General features: G+C 68.9%; 14 protein-coding genes. 13 read left to right on the top strand and 1 reads right to left on the bottom strand.

The window, feature by feature from the left end; translation table 11 throughout:
* Positions 1–36: 36 nt before the first annotated feature.
* The 3 genes from MMG85_RS16105 (at position 37) to xth (ending at position 4,491) form a co-directional block, all read left to right on the top strand.
* Positions 37–1,569: a coniferyl aldehyde dehydrogenase gene (locus tag MMG85_RS16105; protein ID WP_241046954.1), complete on the top strand. Its 1,533-nt coding sequence runs from the start codon at positions 37–39 to the stop codon at positions 1,567–1,569.
* Between the two features lie 564 nt (positions 1,570–2,133).
* Positions 2,134–3,693, top strand: a complete 1,560-nt coding sequence (locus MMG85_RS16100; protein WP_241046953.1) for an MFS transporter — start codon at positions 2,134–2,136, stop codon at positions 3,691–3,693.
* Between the two features lie 27 nt (positions 3,694–3,720).
* On the top strand, positions 3,721–4,491 hold the full coding sequence (xth, locus tag MMG85_RS16095) for an exodeoxyribonuclease III (RefSeq protein ID WP_241046952.1): 771 nt from the start codon (positions 3,721–3,723) through the stop codon (positions 4,489–4,491).
* Positions 4,492–4,877: 386 nt separating this feature from the next.
* Here the strand turns inward: xth and MMG85_RS16090 are convergent, their stop codons facing one another.
* Positions 4,878–5,135, bottom strand: coding sequence for a GlsB/YeaQ/YmgE family stress response membrane protein (locus MMG85_RS16090; protein ID WP_241046951.1), 258 nt, complete (start codon positions 5,133–5,135; stop codon positions 4,878–4,880).
* A 172-nt stretch (positions 5,136–5,307) separates the two neighbouring features.
* On the opposite strand from MMG85_RS16090, the gene MMG85_RS16085 reads away from it, so the two are divergent.
* The 10 genes from MMG85_RS16085 to MMG85_RS16040 all read left to right on the top strand — a co-directional run bounded on the left by MMG85_RS16085 (position 5,308) and on the right by MMG85_RS16040 (position 17,882).
* Positions 5,308–5,934, top strand: a complete 627-nt coding sequence (locus MMG85_RS16085; RefSeq protein WP_241046950.1) for a 4'-phosphopantetheinyl transferase superfamily protein — start codon at positions 5,308–5,310, stop codon at positions 5,932–5,934.
* Entirely contained in the window at positions 5,934–6,590 is a 657-nt protein-coding gene (gene rsmG / locus MMG85_RS16080) for a 16S rRNA (guanine(527)-N(7))-methyltransferase RsmG (RefSeq protein WP_241046949.1), read from the top strand. The genes MMG85_RS16085 and rsmG overlap by 1 nt, the downstream gene beginning before the upstream one ends.
* 172 nt (positions 6,591–6,762) lie before the next feature.
* Entirely contained in the window at positions 6,763–7,560 is a 798-nt protein-coding gene (locus tag MMG85_RS16075; protein ID WP_055939194.1) for an AAA family ATPase, read from the top strand.
* Positions 7,560–8,456 (top strand): ParB/RepB/Spo0J family partition protein, encoded by an 897-nt coding sequence (locus tag MMG85_RS16070; protein ID WP_241046948.1) that lies wholly within the window; start codon positions 7,560–7,562, stop codon positions 8,454–8,456. The genes MMG85_RS16075 and MMG85_RS16070 overlap by 1 nt, the downstream gene beginning before the upstream one ends.
* A 195-nt stretch (positions 8,457–8,651) precedes the next feature.
* Positions 8,652–10,415, top strand: a complete 1,764-nt coding sequence (locus MMG85_RS16065; protein WP_345778862.1) for a DUF885 family protein — start codon at positions 8,652–8,654, stop codon at positions 10,413–10,415.
* Positions 10,416–10,796: 381 nt separating this feature from the next.
* Positions 10,797–11,033 carry a 50S ribosomal protein L28 gene (gene rpmB / locus MMG85_RS16060; protein WP_062351567.1) on the top strand — a complete coding sequence of 79 codons (237 nt, stop codon included), beginning with the start codon at positions 10,797–10,799 and terminating at the stop codon, positions 11,031–11,033.
* A 13-nt stretch (positions 11,034–11,046) separates the two neighbouring features.
* Positions 11,047–11,211 carry a 50S ribosomal protein L33 gene (rpmG, locus tag MMG85_RS16055; protein ID WP_027070918.1) on the top strand — a complete coding sequence of 55 codons (165 nt, stop codon included), beginning with the start codon at positions 11,047–11,049 and terminating at the stop codon, positions 11,209–11,211.
* 280 nt (positions 11,212–11,491) lie between these two features.
* Positions 11,492–12,901 carry a cardiolipin synthase gene (gene cls, locus MMG85_RS16050; RefSeq protein ID WP_241046947.1) on the top strand — a complete coding sequence of 470 codons (1,410 nt, stop codon included), beginning with the start codon at positions 11,492–11,494 and terminating at the stop codon, positions 12,899–12,901.
* A 49-nt stretch (positions 12,902–12,950) separates the two neighbouring features.
* Positions 12,951–14,348, top strand: coding sequence for an FAD/NAD(P)-binding protein (locus MMG85_RS16045; RefSeq protein ID WP_241046946.1), 1,398 nt, complete (start codon positions 12,951–12,953; stop codon positions 14,346–14,348).
* Positions 14,349–14,411: 63 nt separating this feature from the next.
* Positions 14,412–17,882, top strand: a complete 3,471-nt coding sequence (locus tag MMG85_RS16040) for a PAS domain-containing hybrid sensor histidine kinase/response regulator (protein WP_241046945.1) — start codon at positions 14,412–14,414, stop codon at positions 17,880–17,882.
* The last annotated feature ends 467 nt before the right edge of the window (positions 17,883–18,349 follow it).

Here is an 18,349-nt window from a genome sequence, read left to right as displayed (position 1 = left end):
TGCGCCCGCTCCGGAACGAAGGCATACACTCGGGCCATGACGACCTTTCCGCACGCCGCCACGACTGCCGCCACCGCGGCCATCACCGCCGCCAATGCCGCGATCAGCGCCGCCACGGCCGAAGGCGCGACCACCGCGGCCGCCGGCCATGGCGGCCGCGCGCCGCAGGGCGACACCCCGGTCGGCGACCTCGCCCCCACGCTGCAGCGGCTGCGCGAGACCTGGCAGGCGCACAAGCCCGCCTGCGCACAGCGCCGCGACGACCTGCACCGGCTGCGCGAGGCACTGAAGCGGCGACTGCCGGAGATGGCGGACACCATCGCGGCCGATTTCGGCCACCGCTCGCGGCACGAGTCGCTGATCGCCGACGGCATGACCGTGCTCAACGAGATCGACCATCTGGCCTCGCACCTGCGCCGCTGGATGAAGCCGAAGCGGGTCGGCGTGGGTTGGCGCTTCTGGCCGGCGCGCGCCGAGATCCGCCAGGAACCTGTCGGCGTGGTCGGCGTGATCTCGCCGTGGAACTACCCGGTCAACCTGGCGCTGATCCCGCTGGCCACGGCCATCGCCGCCGGCAACCACGTCTACCTGAAACCCTCCGAACACACGCCGCGCACGACCGCCTTCCTGCGCTCGCTGCTTGCGGAAGTCTTCCCGCCGGAGCGCGTGAGCGTCGCCGCCGGCGGCGCCGAGGTGGCGGGCGCGTTCGCCGCGCTGCCGTTCGACCATCTGGTGTTCACCGGCTCCACCGCCGTGGGCCGCAAGGTGATGGCCGCCGCCGCGCCGAACCTGACCCCGCTCACCCTGGAACTCGGCGGCAAGTCGCCGGCCATCGTCTGCGACGATTTCCCGGTGGAACAGGCCGCTGCACGCCTGGCGACCGGCAAGTGGTTCAACGGCGGGCAGACCTGCATCGCGCCGGACTACGTGCTGCTGGTCGGCCGCCAGCGCCGTGATGCATTGGTGCAGGCGCTGCGCGAGCAGGTCACCGCGCGCTACGGCGACCTGTCCGACGCCGACGACTTCACCCGCATCATCAACGACGGCCAGTTCGCGCGACTGGAAAGCTATCTCGACGACGCGCGCCAGCGCGGCCACGAGGTGATCCCGCTGGCGCCGACGCACGACCGCGCGCAGCGCCTGTTCGCGCCGACCCTGGTGATCGAGCCCGGCGACGAGGCGAAGGTGATGCAGGACGAGATCTTCGGCCCGATCCTGCCGATCCGCACCGTCGCTTCGCTGGACGACGCCCTGGCCTACGTCAACGCGCACGACCGACCGCTGGCGCTGTATCCCTTCAGCCACGACCGCACGCGGGTGGAGAAGATCCTGCGCAGCACGCTGGCCGGCGGCGTCACCGTCAACGACACCGTGCTGCACTTCGGCATCAACGCGCTGCCGTTCGGCGGCATCGGGCCCAGCGGCATGGGCGCCTACCACGGCCGCGCCGGCTTCGACGCGATGAGCAAGGCACTGCCGGTGCTGTGGCAGCCCCGGCGCGCCGGCAGCGACCTGCTGAAGCCGCCCTATTCCAAAGTGGCGAAGTTCATCGACTTCATCATCCGCTGAGCGCTCGCAGCGCATGGCATGCAGTCCCCTCTCCCCCCGGGAGAGGGGTAGGGGTGAGGGCGAACCGCCGCGATGTTTGCTTCCTGCCTTTGCCTGGTCATTCGAGTTTGTCGGGGCCAATCACACGGGCATCAGACGATTCGTCAGCGCCTTCTTGAACGTCTCCGGGGATTGGTACACGTACACCAGGGGGGAGGGCATTTCGATCGCGAGATTCCGGGAGATCATCCGGCCTTTCGTGGTGAACGAGAATCCGGATACGGAAGACCTGGCGACCGCCTTGCTGGACTCTGTCGCTGCTTGCCGCGCGTGCCATCCCCTTCGTGACCATGTCCGGCTGCTGAACTTGTAGCTGGCGCAGGCCCTCCTGCCTGCCGGCTGCAGCGTTGCGGTTCCACCGTCCCGTGCAGCAAGACGCTGGGTCCCGGCCTACGCCGGGATGACGACGTTCCAAACCCTTTCATGGCGACTTCCTTTGCGGTCCGGCGCACGCCCGACTCGCCACTTCGTCGAAAATGGACCTTCCCGTCCGTCGAACGGTCAGACCCCGCCGCAAGGACCCGCATGCCGACCCCCTCCGTACCCGCCAAAGCCACCCGCCGCGAATGGATCGGGCTGGCGATCATCGCCCTGCCCTGCATGGTCTATGCGATGGACCTGACCGTGCTGAACCTGGCGCTGCCGGCGATCAGCGCCGAGCTCGACCCCACCGCCAGCCAGTTGCTGTGGATCGTCGACGTGTACGGCTTCCTGGTCGCCGGCTTCCTGATCACCATGGGTACGCTGGGCGACCGGATCGGCCGGCGCAAGCTGTTGTTGATCGGCGCGGCGGCGTTCGCGGTGGCGTCGGTGCTGGCGGCGTTCTCGCGCAGCGCGGAGATGCTGATCGCGATGCGTGCCCTGCTCGGCGTGGCCGGCGCGACGCTGGCGCCATCGACGATGTCGCTGATCCGCAACATGTTCCATGACGAACACGAGCGGCAGTTCGCCATCGGCGTGTGGATCGCGGCGTTCTCGGTCGGCGGCGCCATCGGCCCGCTGGTCGGCGGCCTGCTGCTGCAATGGTGGTGGTGGGGCGCGGCCTTCCTGGCGGCGGTGCCGGTGATGGTGCTGCTGCTGGTGCTGGGGCCGAAGCTGCTGCCGGAATACCGCGATCCCGATGCCGGCAGACTCGACCCGGCCAGCATGGCGCAGTCGCTGTTCGCGGTGCTGGCGGTGGTCTACGGACTCAAGCGCATCGCCGAGTACGGCATCGATCCGCGCGGCATCGCCGTGTTCGTGTCCGGCATTGCGCTGGGCGTGCTGTTCGTGCGCCGGCAGAAGCACCTGGCGTATCCGTTTCTCGACGTCACCCTGTTCCGGCGACCGGCGTTCTCCGCGGCCATCGTTGCCTATGCGCTGGCCGGCCTGTCGATGATGGGCGTGTACATTTTCATGACCCAGTACCTGCAACTGGTGCTGGGGCTGACGCCGCTGCAGGCCGGTCTTGCGACGGTGCCGTGGTCGCTGTGCTTCACCGTCGGCTCGCTGCTGGCGCCCCGGCTGGCGCGGCACTGGGGCGCGCGCCAGGTGATGGTGCGCGGCCTGCTGCTGGCCGCGGCCGGCTTCGCCATCACCGCGCTGGTGGTGCCACCGTACGGGCTGTGGATCCTGATCGCCGGCATGCTGGCGATGAGCCTGGGCATGGCGCCGGTGTTCACCGTCGGCAACGAACTGATCATCACCACCGCGCCGCCGGAGCGCGCGGGTGCGGCGTCCGCGCTGGCGGAAACCAGCGCCGAACTCAGCGGCGCGCTCGGCATCGCGCTGCTGGGCAGCGCGGGCATGCTGGCCTACCGGTTGTGGCTGGACCCCGCCTTGCCGGCCACGCTCGGCGACACCGATGCGACACGCGCGCTGTCGACCCTGGGCGGCGCGGTCACCGTGGCCAGCGAACTCGGCGGTGCGGCCGGCGCGCGCGTCGTCGATACGGCGCGCACCGCGTTCACCGACGCCATGCGCGCCATTGCGGTGTTCGGCATGGCGATGATGCTGCTCGCGGCGTGGATGGCCGCGCGACTGATGCGCGATGGCGAAGGCGCCGCCCACGGCATGGCCGTGGCCGACGACACCGCGGGCGCGTGAACGACTTCCTCGCTTAGAATCGCCGCCATGAAGATCGCCAGCTGGAACGTCAATTCGCTCAACGTGCGCCTGCCGCATCTCACCCAGTGGCTGGGCGCGTTCGCGCCGGACGTCGTGGGCCTGCAGGAGACCAAGCTGGAGGACCATCGTTTCCCCGACACCGCGCTGGCCGAGCTGGGCTACCGCAGCGTGTTCGCCGGGCAGAAGACCTACAACGGCGTGGCGCTGCTGTCGCGCGCGCCGATCGGCGAGGTGCAGGTCGGGATTCCCGGTTTCGACGACGAGCAGAAGCGCGTGATCGCCGCGACCGTGGGCGACGTGCGCATCGTCAACCTGTACGTGGTCAACGGCCAGGACGTGGGCACGGACAAGTACGCCTACAAGCTGCGCTGGCTGGACGCCGTGCACGACTGGATCGCCGCCGAACGGCAGGCGCACCCGAAGCTGGTGGTGATGGGCGATTTCAACATCGCGCCGGACGACCGCGATGTGTTCGATCCCAAGGTGTGGAACGACGACCACATCCTGACCTCCACCGACGAACGCGCGGCCCTGCAGCGGCTGTACGCACTGGGCCTGCACGACGCCTTCCGCCTGCACAGCGACGAGGCCAACGTCTACAGCTGGTGGGATTACCGGATGGGCGGCCTGCGCCGCAACCTGGGCCTGCGCATCGACCTGACCCTGGTCTCCGACGCACTGCGCGCGCAGGCGGTGGAATCGGGCATCGACCGCGAACCGCGCACCTGGGAACGCCCCAGCGACCATGCCCCGGCATGGGTGCGACTCGACGGGTGAACCCGAGACGTCAGTCGCGATGGCAGACCCCAAAAGATACAGACACGGATAAAGGCGGATCAACACGGATAAAAAGCTTTTTTATCCGCATTTTCTGCTTTGATCCGTGTCGAAAACATTCTGCCCCCCCGCCCAGCATGACCCGTGATGGGTCCGTCTGGGCGGTTGATCACGGCAGCGGCCGTCAGGTCCGACGGCGGACCGTCCAGAGGCAGACACGGATCAAACGCTTCTTTTTCATCCGCCTTTCTCCGCTTTGATCCGTGTCGAAAAACCCCCTGGATTCCCGGCACCCAGAACGAGCAAAGGCCCGGCAGGTGCCGGGCCTTTGCAGTGCCACGGGCCTTGGGTGCGTCTCGAACGCGCACGCGGCCGCAGCGGAACCGCTATCTCGCCTTGCCGCGCGTGAACAGGTTGACGATCAGCAACAGCACCACCGCACCGATGAACGCGGTGATCAGGAACCCGACCCAACCGCCGCCCAGGCCGAGGCCCAGCGTCGGCAGCAGCCAGCCGCCGAGGAAACCACCGATGATGCCGACCACGACATTCAGGATGATGCCCTGCGAACCGTCGCGCTTCATCACGATGCTCGCCAGCCAGCCGGCAACGCCACCCACGATCAGATAGATGAGAAAATTCATTGTGTCGCTTCTCCCTCGATGGACAGGACCCCTTGGCGCGGGGCACGCTTCAATCTCCAACGTACCGCGTGAAACCGTCGTTAACTCCGTGGGGGAAGCCTCCGTGCCCGTGCTTGATAACGCCATCGCCGCAGGCTTGCACGCTGTGCCGCACCACGCGCGGTACTGACCGATGACCTGGCGCGACACGCCGGCCGACTGGCGGCTGGACGGCATCGCGGTGTGGCTGCTGCCGCATGCAGCCCGGCAACGCGGCGAGCCGGCCGCCCGCGAGCACTTGGCGCGCGCGCTGGACATGGCACCGCATGCGCTGCCGATCACCCGCGACACCCAGGGCCGTCCGCACTTCATCGCGCCGCTGCACCATCTGGAAACCGGCTGGAGCCACAGCGGCGAGGCGCTGCTGCTGGCGCTGGGCGAGGACATCGAACTCGGCGTCGATGTCGAGCGCCTGCGACCGCGGCCGCGCGCGATGGAACTGGCGCAGCGCTTCTACCATCCCGACGAGACCGCCTGGCTGCGCTCCCTCGACGAGGCCGACGCGCGCCTGCTCGCCTTCGTGCGCCTGTGGTGCGTCAAGGAAGCCGTGCTGAAGGCGCATGGCCAGGGCATCTCGTTCGGCCTGCACCGCTTCCATGTCCGCCTCGACGACGACGGCGTGCGGCTGGCCAGCTGCGATCCCGCCCTCGGCCGGGTCGACGACTGGCGCCTGCACGAATGGGCGCCTGCCGATGGCTACCGCGCCGCGCTCGCCTGGCATCCGCGCGGCGCCGTGTGGCGGCCTGCGATAATGCCGTGATGAACCACTCCGCCTTTCCCGCCGACCTGCGCGACGACCTCCACCGTGGCCTCGGCTCACTGGGCCTGGACGCCGATGCGCTGGCGCCGCCGCTGCTCGCCTACCTGGCCCTGCTCGACCGCTGGAACAGGACCTACAACCTCACCGCCATCCGCGACCCGCGCGAGATGGTCACCCGCCACCTGCTCGATTCGCTGGCGATGCATCCGTTCGTGGACGACCTGGCAGCGAACGGCGGCGCGCTGGCCGACCTCGGCACCGGCCCCGGCCTGCCCGGCATTCCGCTGGCCATCGCCAAGCCGGGCCTGCGCGTCACGCTGGTGGAGAGCAACGGCAAGAAGGCACGCTTCCTGCGCGAAGCCGTGCGCACGTTGAAGCTGGACAACGCGCGCGTGGCCGAATCGCGCGCCGAGGCGCTGGACGAACCGCAGGCCTACGACGCGCTCACCGCCCGCGCGCTGGACGTGCTGGCCGGCATCATCGAGGTCGGCGGGCACCTGCTGAAACCCGGCGGCGCCCTGCTGGCGATGAAGGGCGTGCGCCCGGACGACGAGATCGCCGCACTGCCGCCCGGCTGGTCGCTGGACACGATCCAGCCGCTGGCGGTGCCGGGGCTGGTCGGCGAGCGCCACATGGTCGTCGTCCGCCGCGATTGAGGGGGCGACGCGGCACCGGCAAGACGTAAGCCGTTGAAAAGACTGGCCGGCGCTGCGCGCGCACGGGGCGGTGACCGGACGTGGCCGCCGACACCGTACCCTTGATTTCGCACGGCCCCGCCCGAGCCCGCATAATCCCCCTTCACCCCCGTATCCGATAAGGCGCCCTCGCATGGCCCGCATCATCGCCGTCGCCAACCAGAAAGGCGGAGTCGGCAAGACCACCACCGCCGTCAACCTGGCCGCCGCGCTGGCACGCGCGCCGCAACGGGTGCTGCTGGTCGACCTGGATGCGCAGGGCAACGCCACCATGGGCAGCGGTGTCGACAAGCGCGAGGTGGAAGCCTCGACCTGCGACGTGCTGCTGGGCGAGGTGGACGCGAAGGCCGCGGTGGTCACCACGCCCGAAGGCTTCGACCTGATGCCGGGCAACATCGACCTGACCGCCGCCGAGATCCAGCTGATGGACGTGGACGGCCGCGAGCAGCGCCTGAAGAGCGCCTTGCAGCCCATCCGCGACGACTACGACTTCATCATCGTCGACTGTCCGCCGGCGCTGTCGCTGCTGACGCTCAATGCGCTGACCGCCGCCGATTCGGTGCTGGTGCCGATGCAGTGCGAGTACTACGCGCTGGAAGGCCTGTCGGCGCTGATGGAAACCATCGAGGCACTGCGTGCGCGCCTGAATCCCGGCCTGGAGATCGAAGGCGTGCTGCGCACGATGTTCGACATCCGCAACAACCTGGCCAACGCGGTCTCCGGCGAGCTGACCACCCACTTCGGCGACAAGGTGTTCCGCACCATCGTGCCGCGCAACGTGCGCGTGGCCGAGGCGCCCAGCCACGGCCAGAGCATCGTCGGCTACGACCGCGCCTCGCGCGGCGGCGTGGCCTACCTGGGCCTGGCCGGCGAGATCCTGCGCCGCGCGGCCGACCGCAAGAAGCAACAGAAACAGATGGAGCACGCGTGATGAGCGCCCCCAAGAAGCGCGGCCTGGGTCGCGGACTGGAAGCCCTGCTCGGCCCGAAGGCCGCCGAGACGCCGCCGCCGGAAGCCCAGCCGGGCGAGGCGCTGCGCACCGTGCCCGTGCAGCAGCTGCAGCCGGGCAAGTACCAGCCGCGCATGCAGATGGATGCCTCCAAGCTCACCGAGCTGGCCGAATCGATCAAGGCGCAGGGCGTCATCCAGCCGATCGTCGTGCGCGAGCTGTCGCCGGGGAAGTTCGAGATCGTCGCCGGCGAACGCCGCTGGCGCGCCTCGCGGGAAGCCGGCCTGGCCGAAGTACCGGTGGTGGTGCGCGACCTGGACGACCGCACCGTCATCGCGATGGCGCTGATCGAGAACATCCAGCGTGAAGACCTCAACCCGCTGGAAGAGGCGCAGTCGCTGCAGCGCCTGATCAACGAATTCGCCCTCACCCACGCCGAGGCGGCCGAAGCCGTCGGCCGCTCGCGTGCGGCGGTGTCCAACCTGCTGCGCCTGCTGGAACTGCCGCCGGCCATCCGCGCGCTGCTGGAAGCCCGCCGCCTGGAAATGGGCCACGCCCGCGCCCTGCTGACGCTGTCGCCGGACCTGGCCAGCAAGCTGGCCTCCGACGCCGCCGAACAGGGCTGGTCGGTCCGCGAGGTCGAGCACCGCGCCCAGCAGTTCGCCGCCGGCAAGGTGCCGGTCACCGGCAAGAAGGCCAAGCCGGCGAAGGCCGCGCCGCAGCCGGACATTGCCTCGCTGGAAACCGAACTGTCCGAAAGCCTCGGCACCCGCGTCACCATCGCCCACGGCCGCGGCGGCAAGGGCAAGCTGATCATCCAGTACACCGACCTGGACACCCTGGACGGCGTGCTCGAGCGCCTGCGCCCGAAGGCCTGAGGCGCTCGGGCTGTTGTGGGATGCAGGATGTGGGATGTGGGAGCGACGTAAGTCGCGATAGCGGTGAGGGTTGATTCACCGACAAGCAAAAAGCTCGCGACTTACGTCGCTCCCACAAGGAAGGGCGTAGCCGCCCGGACGAGCACATTGCCGCTGCATTACCATCCGCTTTCCGCTTCCACCGGATGGCCCGCCTTGAATCTCCGCATCGCCGCCCTGCTGCTCGCCTGCGCCCCGCTGCACGCGCTCGCCTTCGCCCCCTCCGACGCCGACCAGCGCTTCCAGGCGCTGTACGAGAAGGAATGGAAGTGGCGGCAGGAACAGACCGGCCAGGCCGACGAGGATGCCGACACCAGCGGCGACAAGCGTCGCCTGCCGGACGTGGGCGCCGCGGCGCAGCAGGCGCGGCTGAAAGTGTGGGAGCAGGTGCTGAAGGATCTGGACGGCATCGACGCGAACGCGCTGTCGCCGGAGAACCGCATCAACCTGGCGATCTACCGCCCGCAGGTGCAGAACCTGGCCGACGAAGTGCGGCTGGGCGCCTACGAGATGCCGTTCAATTCCGATTCCTCGTTCTGGTCGAACCTGTCGTTCATGGCGCGCCGCCCCATGAAGAACGCGAACGACTACCGCGCCTATGCCGCGCGCCTGCGCGACGTGCCGCGCTACTTCGACCAGCACATCGCCAACATGCGCAGCGGCTTGAAGCGCGGCTTCACCGTGCCGCGCGCGGTGCTGGATGGCCGCGACGTGTCGATCGCCGCCGTCGCGGAGTTGAAGGATCCCGAGCAGTCCACGTTCTACACCCCGTACAGGAAGATGCCGGCCAGCATTCCCGCCGCCGAGCAGGAAGCGCTGCGCAAGGAAGTGCGCGAGGCGATCCGCCAGCAGGTGGTGCCGGCGTTCGGCACGCTGCTGACGTTCTTCCGCAGCGAATACGTGCCGCAGGCGCGCACCACCCTGGCGGCCGAAGCGATGCCCGGCGGCAAGGACTTCTACGCGCAGCAGATCCGCGAATACACCACGCTGGACCTCAGCGCCGAACAGATCCACCAGATCGGCCTGAAGGAAGTCGCGCGCATCCAGGCCGAGATGCAGCAGGTCATCAAGCAGACCGGCTTCAAGGGCACGTTCGCCGAGTTCCTGACCTTCCTGCGCACCGATCCGCAGTTCTATGCCAAGACGCCGCAGCAGCTGCTGGACCGTGCCGCGTGGATCTCCAAGCGCGTCGACGGCGAGGTCGGCAAGTACATCGGCACCCTGCCGCGCGGCCGCTTCACCATCGTCGAGGTGCCGGCTGACATCGCGCCGTTCTGGACCGCCGGCCGCGGCGGGCTGGGCACCTACTGGCTCAACACCTACGACCTGCCCTCGCGCCCGCTGTACAACCTGCCGGCGCTGACCCTGCACGAATCCTCGCCCGGCCATTCGCTGCAGGCCGCGCTGGCACAGGAGCAGGGCGAACAGCCCGCGTTCCGCCGCGACAACTACATCTCCGCCTATGGCGAGGGCTGGGCGCTGTACACCGAGAAGCTGGGCAAGGAGATGGGCATCTACGAGACGCCCTACGAGGACTTCGGCCGGCTGACCTACGAGATGTGGCGCGCCGCCCGCCTGGTGATCGACACCGGCGTGCACCACAAGGGCTGGACCCGCGACCAGGCCCTGGCCTACCTGCGCGACCACACCGCCCTGTCCGAGCACGAAGTGACCACCGAGGTCGACCGCTACATCTCCTGGCCGGCGCAGGCGCTGAGCTACAAGCTGGGCGAGATCGCCATCGTCCGCCTGCGCGGCGAGGCCGAGCAGGCGCTGGGCCCGGCGTTCGACATCAAGGCCTTCCACGACGCCGTGCTGAAGCAGGGCTCGGTGACCCTGCCGGTGCTGGAGGAGCAGATCCGGGCCTTCATCGCCGCCAGCAAGGCCGGCCCGGGCAAGGCGGCGGCCGCGGCGCCGTGATCGCGGGGTGGGCCCCGGCCCACCGTACCCGTCCGGCCTTCCGAATCCCGAAACGCCGCTATGTCGGGCCAAGGCCCGACCTACGCTCCTACGCCCCTCGGTTCGATGTCGGTCTGCTTCAAGCCCGCAAAGCGGGCCTCGGCCTACCGTATAGCCGACCCGACGGCCTGCGCCCGGTCCGCCTAAGTGCTTGCGGGGAAAGGGGAACGTCGGTATAATGCGCGGCTCGCTGTGTCCGGTCCATGACCGTGCGGGTCAGGAAGCACGTCTCCTACCCGCTCCCGACAGCAGAAATTCTGCCCGTTTCGTGCACCGCGCTTGCTCGCGGTGGGGCCGCCGTCTCCCGGGCTACGGGCGACACAATCATTTATCGAGGTGCGTATGTCCCGCGTATGCCAAGTGACCGGCAAGCGTGTGATGACGGGTAACAACGTCAGCCACGCCAACAACAAGACCCGTCGTCGTTTCCTGCCCAACCTGCACGAGCGCCGCTTCTGGGTCGCCAGCGAAAACCGCTGGATCAAGCTGAAAGTTTCCGCGCACGCGCTGCGCACCATCGACAAGAACGGCATCGACTCCGTCCTGGCCGAGCTGCGTGCGCGCGGCGAGAAGATCTGAGGAGTAACCGACCATGGCATCCAAGCGCGACAAGATCCGTCTGATCTCCTCGGCCAACACCGGCCACTTCTACACGACGGACAAGAACAAGAAGAACACCCCGGGCAAGATGGAAATCAAGAAGTACGACCCGGTCGTGCGCAAGCACGTGATCTACAAGGAAGGCAAGATCAAGTGACCTAGTGGCGCGTTCGCAAAGCGAACGCCTTTGCCACTAGGTCATCCCCGCGCAGGCGGGGATCCAGTGCCTTACAGAAGACCCCGCTCCGGCGGGGTTTTCTGTTTCTGGGCTTCGAGGAAGCATAGAAGCTGCCCCTCATCCGCCCTTCGGGCACCTTCTCCCCGCAGGCGGGGAGAAGGGAGCAAGCAGGCTTTCCTGCCTTCTGGTCCCACGCGCGTTTTCCTTTATCCGCCAGCCAACGCAGAATCAGGTCTCACCCCCCAAACACCCCCACCCCATGGACTGGTCCTACGGCACCGCGCTGCTGATCGTCGACTGGCTGATCCGGCTGGCGGCGCTGTGGTGGATTCCCAGCCGGACCTCGCCGGCGGCCGCGCGCAGCTGGCTGCTGCTGGTGGGCTTCGTTCCGCTGCTCGGCCTGCCGTTGTACCTGCTGCTCGGCCATCCCTGGCTGTCGCGCGAGCGCATCGAACGGCAGGCGCGGGCGTCGGACGTGATCCGCGAGGAGCAGCGTCCGCTCAGCGCCTTGCGCTGGACGGCGCATGAGGGCGCGGCCGCCGAGATCGCACCGCTGATCGAACGGCAAGGCGCTTTCATGCCCACGCATGGCAACGCGGTGGCGCTGCTGGACGACTACAACGCCTCGCTGCGTGCCCTGCTCGACGACATCGATGCCGCCACGCAACAGGTGCACCTGCTGTATTACCTGATGTTCGACGATGCGGTGGGCGAAGCCGTCGTCACTGCGCTGTGCCGGGCTGCCGCGCGTGGTGTGGCCTGTCGCCTGCTGCTCGACGCGGTCGGCGCCAAGCGCGGGCTGCGCGCGTACGGCACGCGACTGCGCGCGGCCGGCGTGCAGGTGCATGCCATGCTGCCCGGCGGCCTGCAGTGGCGGCGCAGCGGGCGCATGGATCTGCGCAACCACCGCAAGGTCGCCGTGATCGACAACCGCATCGGCTACGTGGGCTCGCAGAACCTGGCCGATGCGGTGTTCGTGCCCGGGCATCCGAACCGCGAACTGGTCGCGCGCGTGCAGGGGCCAGTGGTGTCGCACCTGGAAGGCGTGTTCGCCAGCGACTGGTACATCGAGACCGGCGAGCGCCTCGACGTGCAGCCCGACCTCAGCGTGCAGGCGCAGGATGTGGCCGCGCAGCTGCTGCCCAGCGGGCCGGCGTATCCGTTCGAGAATGCGCGCGACACGGTCAACGCATTGATCCATCTCGCCCGCCAGAAGGTGGTGCTGACCACGCCCTACTTCGTGCCCGACGACGCCACGCTCAGTGCGCTGCGCATCGCCGCCCTGTCCGGCGTGGACGTGCAGCTGGTGCTGTCGGCCACCAATAACCAGACGCTGACGGCGTGGGCGCAGCAGTCGTATTACGAGGAACTGCTGGCCTGCGGGGTGAAGATCGCGCTGTACCGCCCACACTTCCTGCACGCCAAGCACCTGACCGTGGACGACGGCATCGCGCTGGTCGGCTCGATCAACCTGGACATCCGCTCCTTCGCCCTCAACGCCGAGATCGGCCTGGTCTGCTACGACGCCGACGTGGTGGCGCGGATCCGTGCGATCGAGGCCGACTACCTGGCCCACGCCGACCACGTGGACGGCGCGGCATGGCGCCGCCGTCCCGGCTGGCAGCGCAGCCGCGAGGGCGTCGCGCGGCTGGCGGATTCGCTGATGTAGCGGCCGCGTGCCGTCCGGGCGACGGCGCCCGTTCGCCTACAATGGCGGCATGACTGCCGCGACCACGACGCCCCTGCCGCCCTGCGACCTCGCGATCATCGGCGGCGGCGCCGGTGGCGTGCTGGCGGCGATGCAGGCGCTGCGCCTGGCCACCACGCCGCTGCGCATCGTGATGATCGAACCGCGCGAAGTGCTGGCGCAGGGCGTGGCGTATGCGACGACCTACGGCGAACACGTCCTCAACGTGCCGGCCGCGCGCATGAGCGCCTTCGACGACCGCCCCGCGGATTTCCTCGACTACGTGGTCGCCACCACGCCTGCCGATGGCCCGGACCGCGACACGCTGGCGCATGCCTTCATCGAGCGCCGTCGCTATGGCGACTATCTGCGGGTACGGCTGCGGGACGCCATCGCCGCCAGTGCCGCTTCCCTGCAGGTGATCCGCGACAGCGTGTACGAACTGGATGCGCGCGACGACGGTGCGACGCTGCAACTGCTGGAACACGGTCCGTTGCAGGCGGGCGGCGTGGTGATGGCGGTCGGCAACACGCCCAAGCCGCTGCCGGCACGCGGCGCGCCACAGCTGCCGGAAGGCCGTTCGCTGGCGGCCTGGGATTTCGATGCGGTGAAGGCCATCCCGGCCGACGCCGAACTCTGCATCGTCGGTTCCGGCCTGAGCATGGTCGACACCGTACTCAGCCTGGCCGACAACGGCCACGCCGGCACGATCCACGTACTATCGCGGCACGCACTGCTGCCGCTGCCGCATTGCCACGGAGGCGCGGCGACGTACGACCCCGCCCCGCTGCAGGCCATGGACCTGCGCGCCCGCATGCGCTTCCTGCGCGCGGCGGCGAAACAGGCCGTCGCCGACGGCCTGCCGTGGCAGGCGGCGATGGAACGGATCCGTCCGCACGTACAGACGCTGTGGCAGTCGATGTCGATTGCCGACCAGCGCCGCTTCCTGCGCCACGTGGTGCGCCAGTGGGACGTGCACCGCCACCGCATCGCCCCGGAGGTGCATGCCCAGCTGCAGGCGATGCTCGACCGCGGCCAGCTGCGGCTGCATCGCGGCCGCCTGGACACGGTGATGGCCATGGACCGCGGCCTGCGGGTGAGCACGCATACCCGCGATGGCCGCACCGACGAGTTCGATGTCGACTACGTGGTCAACGCCACCGGCGTGGAAATGCGTGCGCAGACCATGCGCAACCCGCTGCTGCACGACCTGCTGGGCAAGGGCCACGCACAGCCGGGACCGCACGGCATCGGCCTGAAGGCCGCGCGCGACGGCCGCATGGTCGATGCCGAGGGCCGATCGCAGCCACGCATCTTCATCCTCGGCAGCCTGCGCATCGGCTGCGTGTGGGAAAGCATCGCCATCCCCGAACTGCGCGGCCAGGCCGAGACCGCCGTGCGCGAACTGCTCGCGCCGCCCACGCCCTGACCGTCCGCCGCGGCACGCCGCAGCCGGTACACTCGGCGACGGGTTGAGCGCGGGGAGAACGCGTTGGTTTCCAGCTGGATCCTGCTGTTGGTGTCGGTCGGCTACGCCGCGCTGCTGTTCGGCGTGGCGTGGTGGGGCGACCGGCGCCCGCTGTATCCCGACCGCCCCTGGCTGCGACCGGTGGTCTACAGCCTGGCGCTGGCGGTGTACTGCTCGTCGTGGACCTTCTACGGCGCGGTCGGCAGCGCGGTACGCAACGGCCTGGGCTACCTGCCGATCTACCTGGGCCCGGTGCTGCTGTTGCTGTTCGGCTGGCGCATCATCGAACGGCTGGCGCTGATCGCGCGCAGCGAGAACACCGTCTCCATCGCCGACTTCATTTCCTCGCGCTACGGCCGCTCGCGCCGGCTGGCCGCATTGGTCACGGTGATCGCGCTGATCGGCGTGGTGCCCTACCTGGCGCTGCAGTACAAGGCCGTGGCGATGAGCCTGAGCGTGCTCAGCGGCGACGGCGGCGACAGCACGCAGGGCTTCTTCACCGATCCGGCGCTTTACGTGGCGCTGCTGATGGCGCTGTTCGCCGCGCTGTTCGGCACGCGCCAGGTGGACGCCACCGAGCACCACCACGGCATGATGCTGGCGATCTCGCTGGAATCGGTGGTCAAGCTGGTGGCGATGATCGCGGTGGGCGTGTTCGCCTACCTGTGGCTGGGCGACAACACCTTCCGCATCACCGACTCCGCACGCACGCTGTTCGAGAACGCGCCGCCGGTCGGCTTCATCGCGCAGACCCTGCTCGGCTTCCTGGCCATCGTCTGCCTGCCACGCCAGTTCCATGTCGCGGTAGTGGAGTGCAGCGACGTGGGCGACATCCGCAAGGCGCGCTGGCTGTTCGGCGGCTACCTGGCGCTGTTCTCGCTGATGGTGGTGCCGATCGCCGCCGCCGGCGCGTCGCTGTTCGGCGGCACCAGCGTGGCCGACGACAGCTATGTGCTGGCGCTGCCGCTGGCCGAAGGCCGCACCGCGCTGGCGATCATCGCCTACGTCGGCGGCTTCTCGGCCGCCACCGGCATGGTGATCGTGGCCAGCATCGCGCTGGCCACCATGGTCAGCAACGACCTGGTCATGCCGCTGCTGCTGCGGCGCGGCTGGGCGCAGCACCATGCCGAAGCCGACGTCGCCTCGCGCGTGCTGTGGATCCGCCGCGTGGCGATCCTGCTGCTGGCGCTGACCGCCTACAGCTACTACCGCAGCAGCGGCAACGACAGCACACTGGCCTCGTACGGCCTGATGGCCTTCGCCGCGGTGGCGCAGTTCGCGCCCGGCCTGATCGGCGGCCTGTACTGGCGCGGTGCCAGCCGCCGCGGCGTGGAAGTCGGCATGGTGCTCGGCTTCGCCACCTGGATCTACACGCTGCTGCTGCCGACGATGACGCAGGCCGGCTGGTTCGACGTGCTGTGGCTGCACGACGGTCCCTTCGGCATCCGCTGGCTGCGCCCGCAGCAGCTGTTCGGCCTGAGCGGCTGGGACACGCTGACGCACGGCACGTTCTGGTCGCTGCTGGTCAACACCGGCGCGATGATGATCGTGTCGGCGCGCTCGCGCCCCGGCGTGGACGAACGCCTGCGCGCTGCGCCGTTCCTCGATCCCTACGCGCAGCGGCCCGCGCTGGTGGCCGGCGAGTGGCCCGGCAGCGTGCGCGTGGGCGACCTGCGCACGCTGGCCGAGCGCGTGGTCGGCGAGCGTCATGCGCGCCGCGCCTTCGCCGAACAGGCGCAGGTATTGGGACGCGAATACCAGCCCAACGTCCCGGCCGACCGCGCCTGGGTGCAGTTCACCGAACGCCTGCTCGCCGCCGCCATCGGCGCCGCGTCTGCGCGCATCGTGCTGACCAGCGTGCTGCGCGGCTCGGGCATGGAACTGGGCGAAGTGGTGGCGGTGCTCGACCAGGCCGGCCAGGAACTGCGCTTCAACCGCGAGATCCTGTCCACGACGCTGGAGAACATCAGCGCCGGCGTCAGCGTGGTCGACCCCGGCATGCGCCTGGTCGCCTGGAACCGCCGCTACCAGCAGATGTTCGGTTATCCCGACGGCATGCTCTATGTGGGCCGTCCCGTCGCCGACCTGATCCGCTACAACGCCGAGCGCGGCGAACTGGGCGAAGGCGATATCGATGCGCAGATCAACAAGCGCATCCGTTACATGCGCGCGGGCTCGCCGCACATCTTCGAGCGCGTGCGCGCCGACGGCCAGGTGATCGAGATGCGCGGCCAACCGCTTCCGGGCGGTGGCTACGTCACCAGCTACAACGACATCACCGACTTCAAGCATGCCGAAGCGCTGCTGCTGGAGACCAACGAGACACTGGAGCAACGCGTCGCCGAGCGCAGCGAAGCCGCGGAGCACGCGCAGCAGTCGCGCACCCGCTTCCTCGCCGCGATCAGCCACGACGTACTGCAACCGCTCAACGCCGCACGCCTGTTCGTCAGCGCCCTGCGCGACAGCGAGCAGGGCAATGATGCGCAGGCGCAGGAACGCCAGCACCTGGCCGAACGCGTCGATGCCTCGCTGCGCGCCGCCGAGGAACTGCTGGACGGCCTGCTCGACGTCTCGCGCCTGGATGCCGGCGGCTTGCAGACGCAGATCACCGACTTCGATGCCGGCGAACTGATGCGCGAACTGGCGGCGCAGTACGCCCCGGTCGCCGCCGGCCGCGGGCTGAAGCTGCGCGTGCACGCGCGTGCGATTCCCGTACGCAGCGACCGTCGCCTGCTGCGCCGCGTGCTGCAGAACTTCCTCGCCAACGCGCTGCGCTACACGCGCGAGGGCCGCATCGTCATCGGCATGCGCGCGCAGGGCGAACGGATCGCCCTGCAGGTCTGGGATACCGGGCCGGGCATTCCCGAAAACCACATGCGGCAGATCTACGACGAGTTCCACCGCTACCAGCAGCCGTTCGACTGGGGCGAACGCGGCCTCGGGCTGGGCCTGTCCATCTGCCAGCGCATCTCACGCCTGCTGCAACACGAACTGGACGCGCGCAGCACCGTCGACCGCGGCAGCATGTTCTGCATCGTCGTGCCACGCGGCACCCAGCTCAACGAGCGCCGCGCCGTCCCGCGTCGAAGCACCCTGGCCAACGACTCGCTGGCCGGCCTGCGCGTGCTCTGCGTGGACAACGACCGCGAGATCATCGACGGCATGCAGGCCCTGCTCGGACGCTGGCAGGTCGAGGTCATCACCGCCACCACCGTCGACGAAGCCCTGCAGAAGATCGCCGAAGGCCCGGCCGTGATGCTGGTGGACTACCACCTGCACGACCGCCTCGACGGCCTGGCCACCCTCGACGCCCTGCGCGCCGCCAGCCCCGGCCCCATCGCCGGCGCCCTGCTCACCGCCGACGGTCGTGACGAACTCAAGCGCGACGCCCGCGAACGCGGCTACCGCCTCCTCACCAAACCCGTGAAACCGGCCTCCCTGCGCGCCTTCCTCGCCGCCCACCACATCCCCGCACCCACCCCTCCAGCCGAGTGAACCGCAGAAAGAAGACCGCTCTCACATTCGTTGCCTGAATGCACACCCGGCCCCCACGAAACGGCCGGACCAGCCAACGCACTACAGCACGCCGCCATTCATCCGCGAAGTGCGTCGAGATCCCGATGATCATCTCTTCCGAGACGCACAGCGCTATCACCCCAACGCCGCCCTGATATTCCATCGGCAACCGCACTACCGCTGGATATTCACGTGACGAGGAAGCCGGCGGTGATGCAGACGTTTGAGGGAAAGCGTTGATACCAAGCCTCTACAGCGTTGACGGCCGAGCCTCAGCACCTGAATACTCCGCGCTATCACCCCGAAATGGGGTCTACTAGGTGTTAGGGCTCAAGGGAAGGGTCTCGTGATCATCGATATCACTTGCAAGACTGATCGCTTCAACCTTTCCGTAGTCGGGTCTGACTTCATTAACGACTGCTGCTTTGGCGAGGACTTCTCCAAGT

It is taken from the genome of Pseudoxanthomonas sp. LH2527, assembly GCF_022539275.1.
GTDB lineage: Bacteria > Pseudomonadota > Gammaproteobacteria > Xanthomonadales > Xanthomonadaceae > Pseudoxanthomonas_A.
This window is presented reverse-complemented; position numbering and strand designations above follow the sequence as displayed.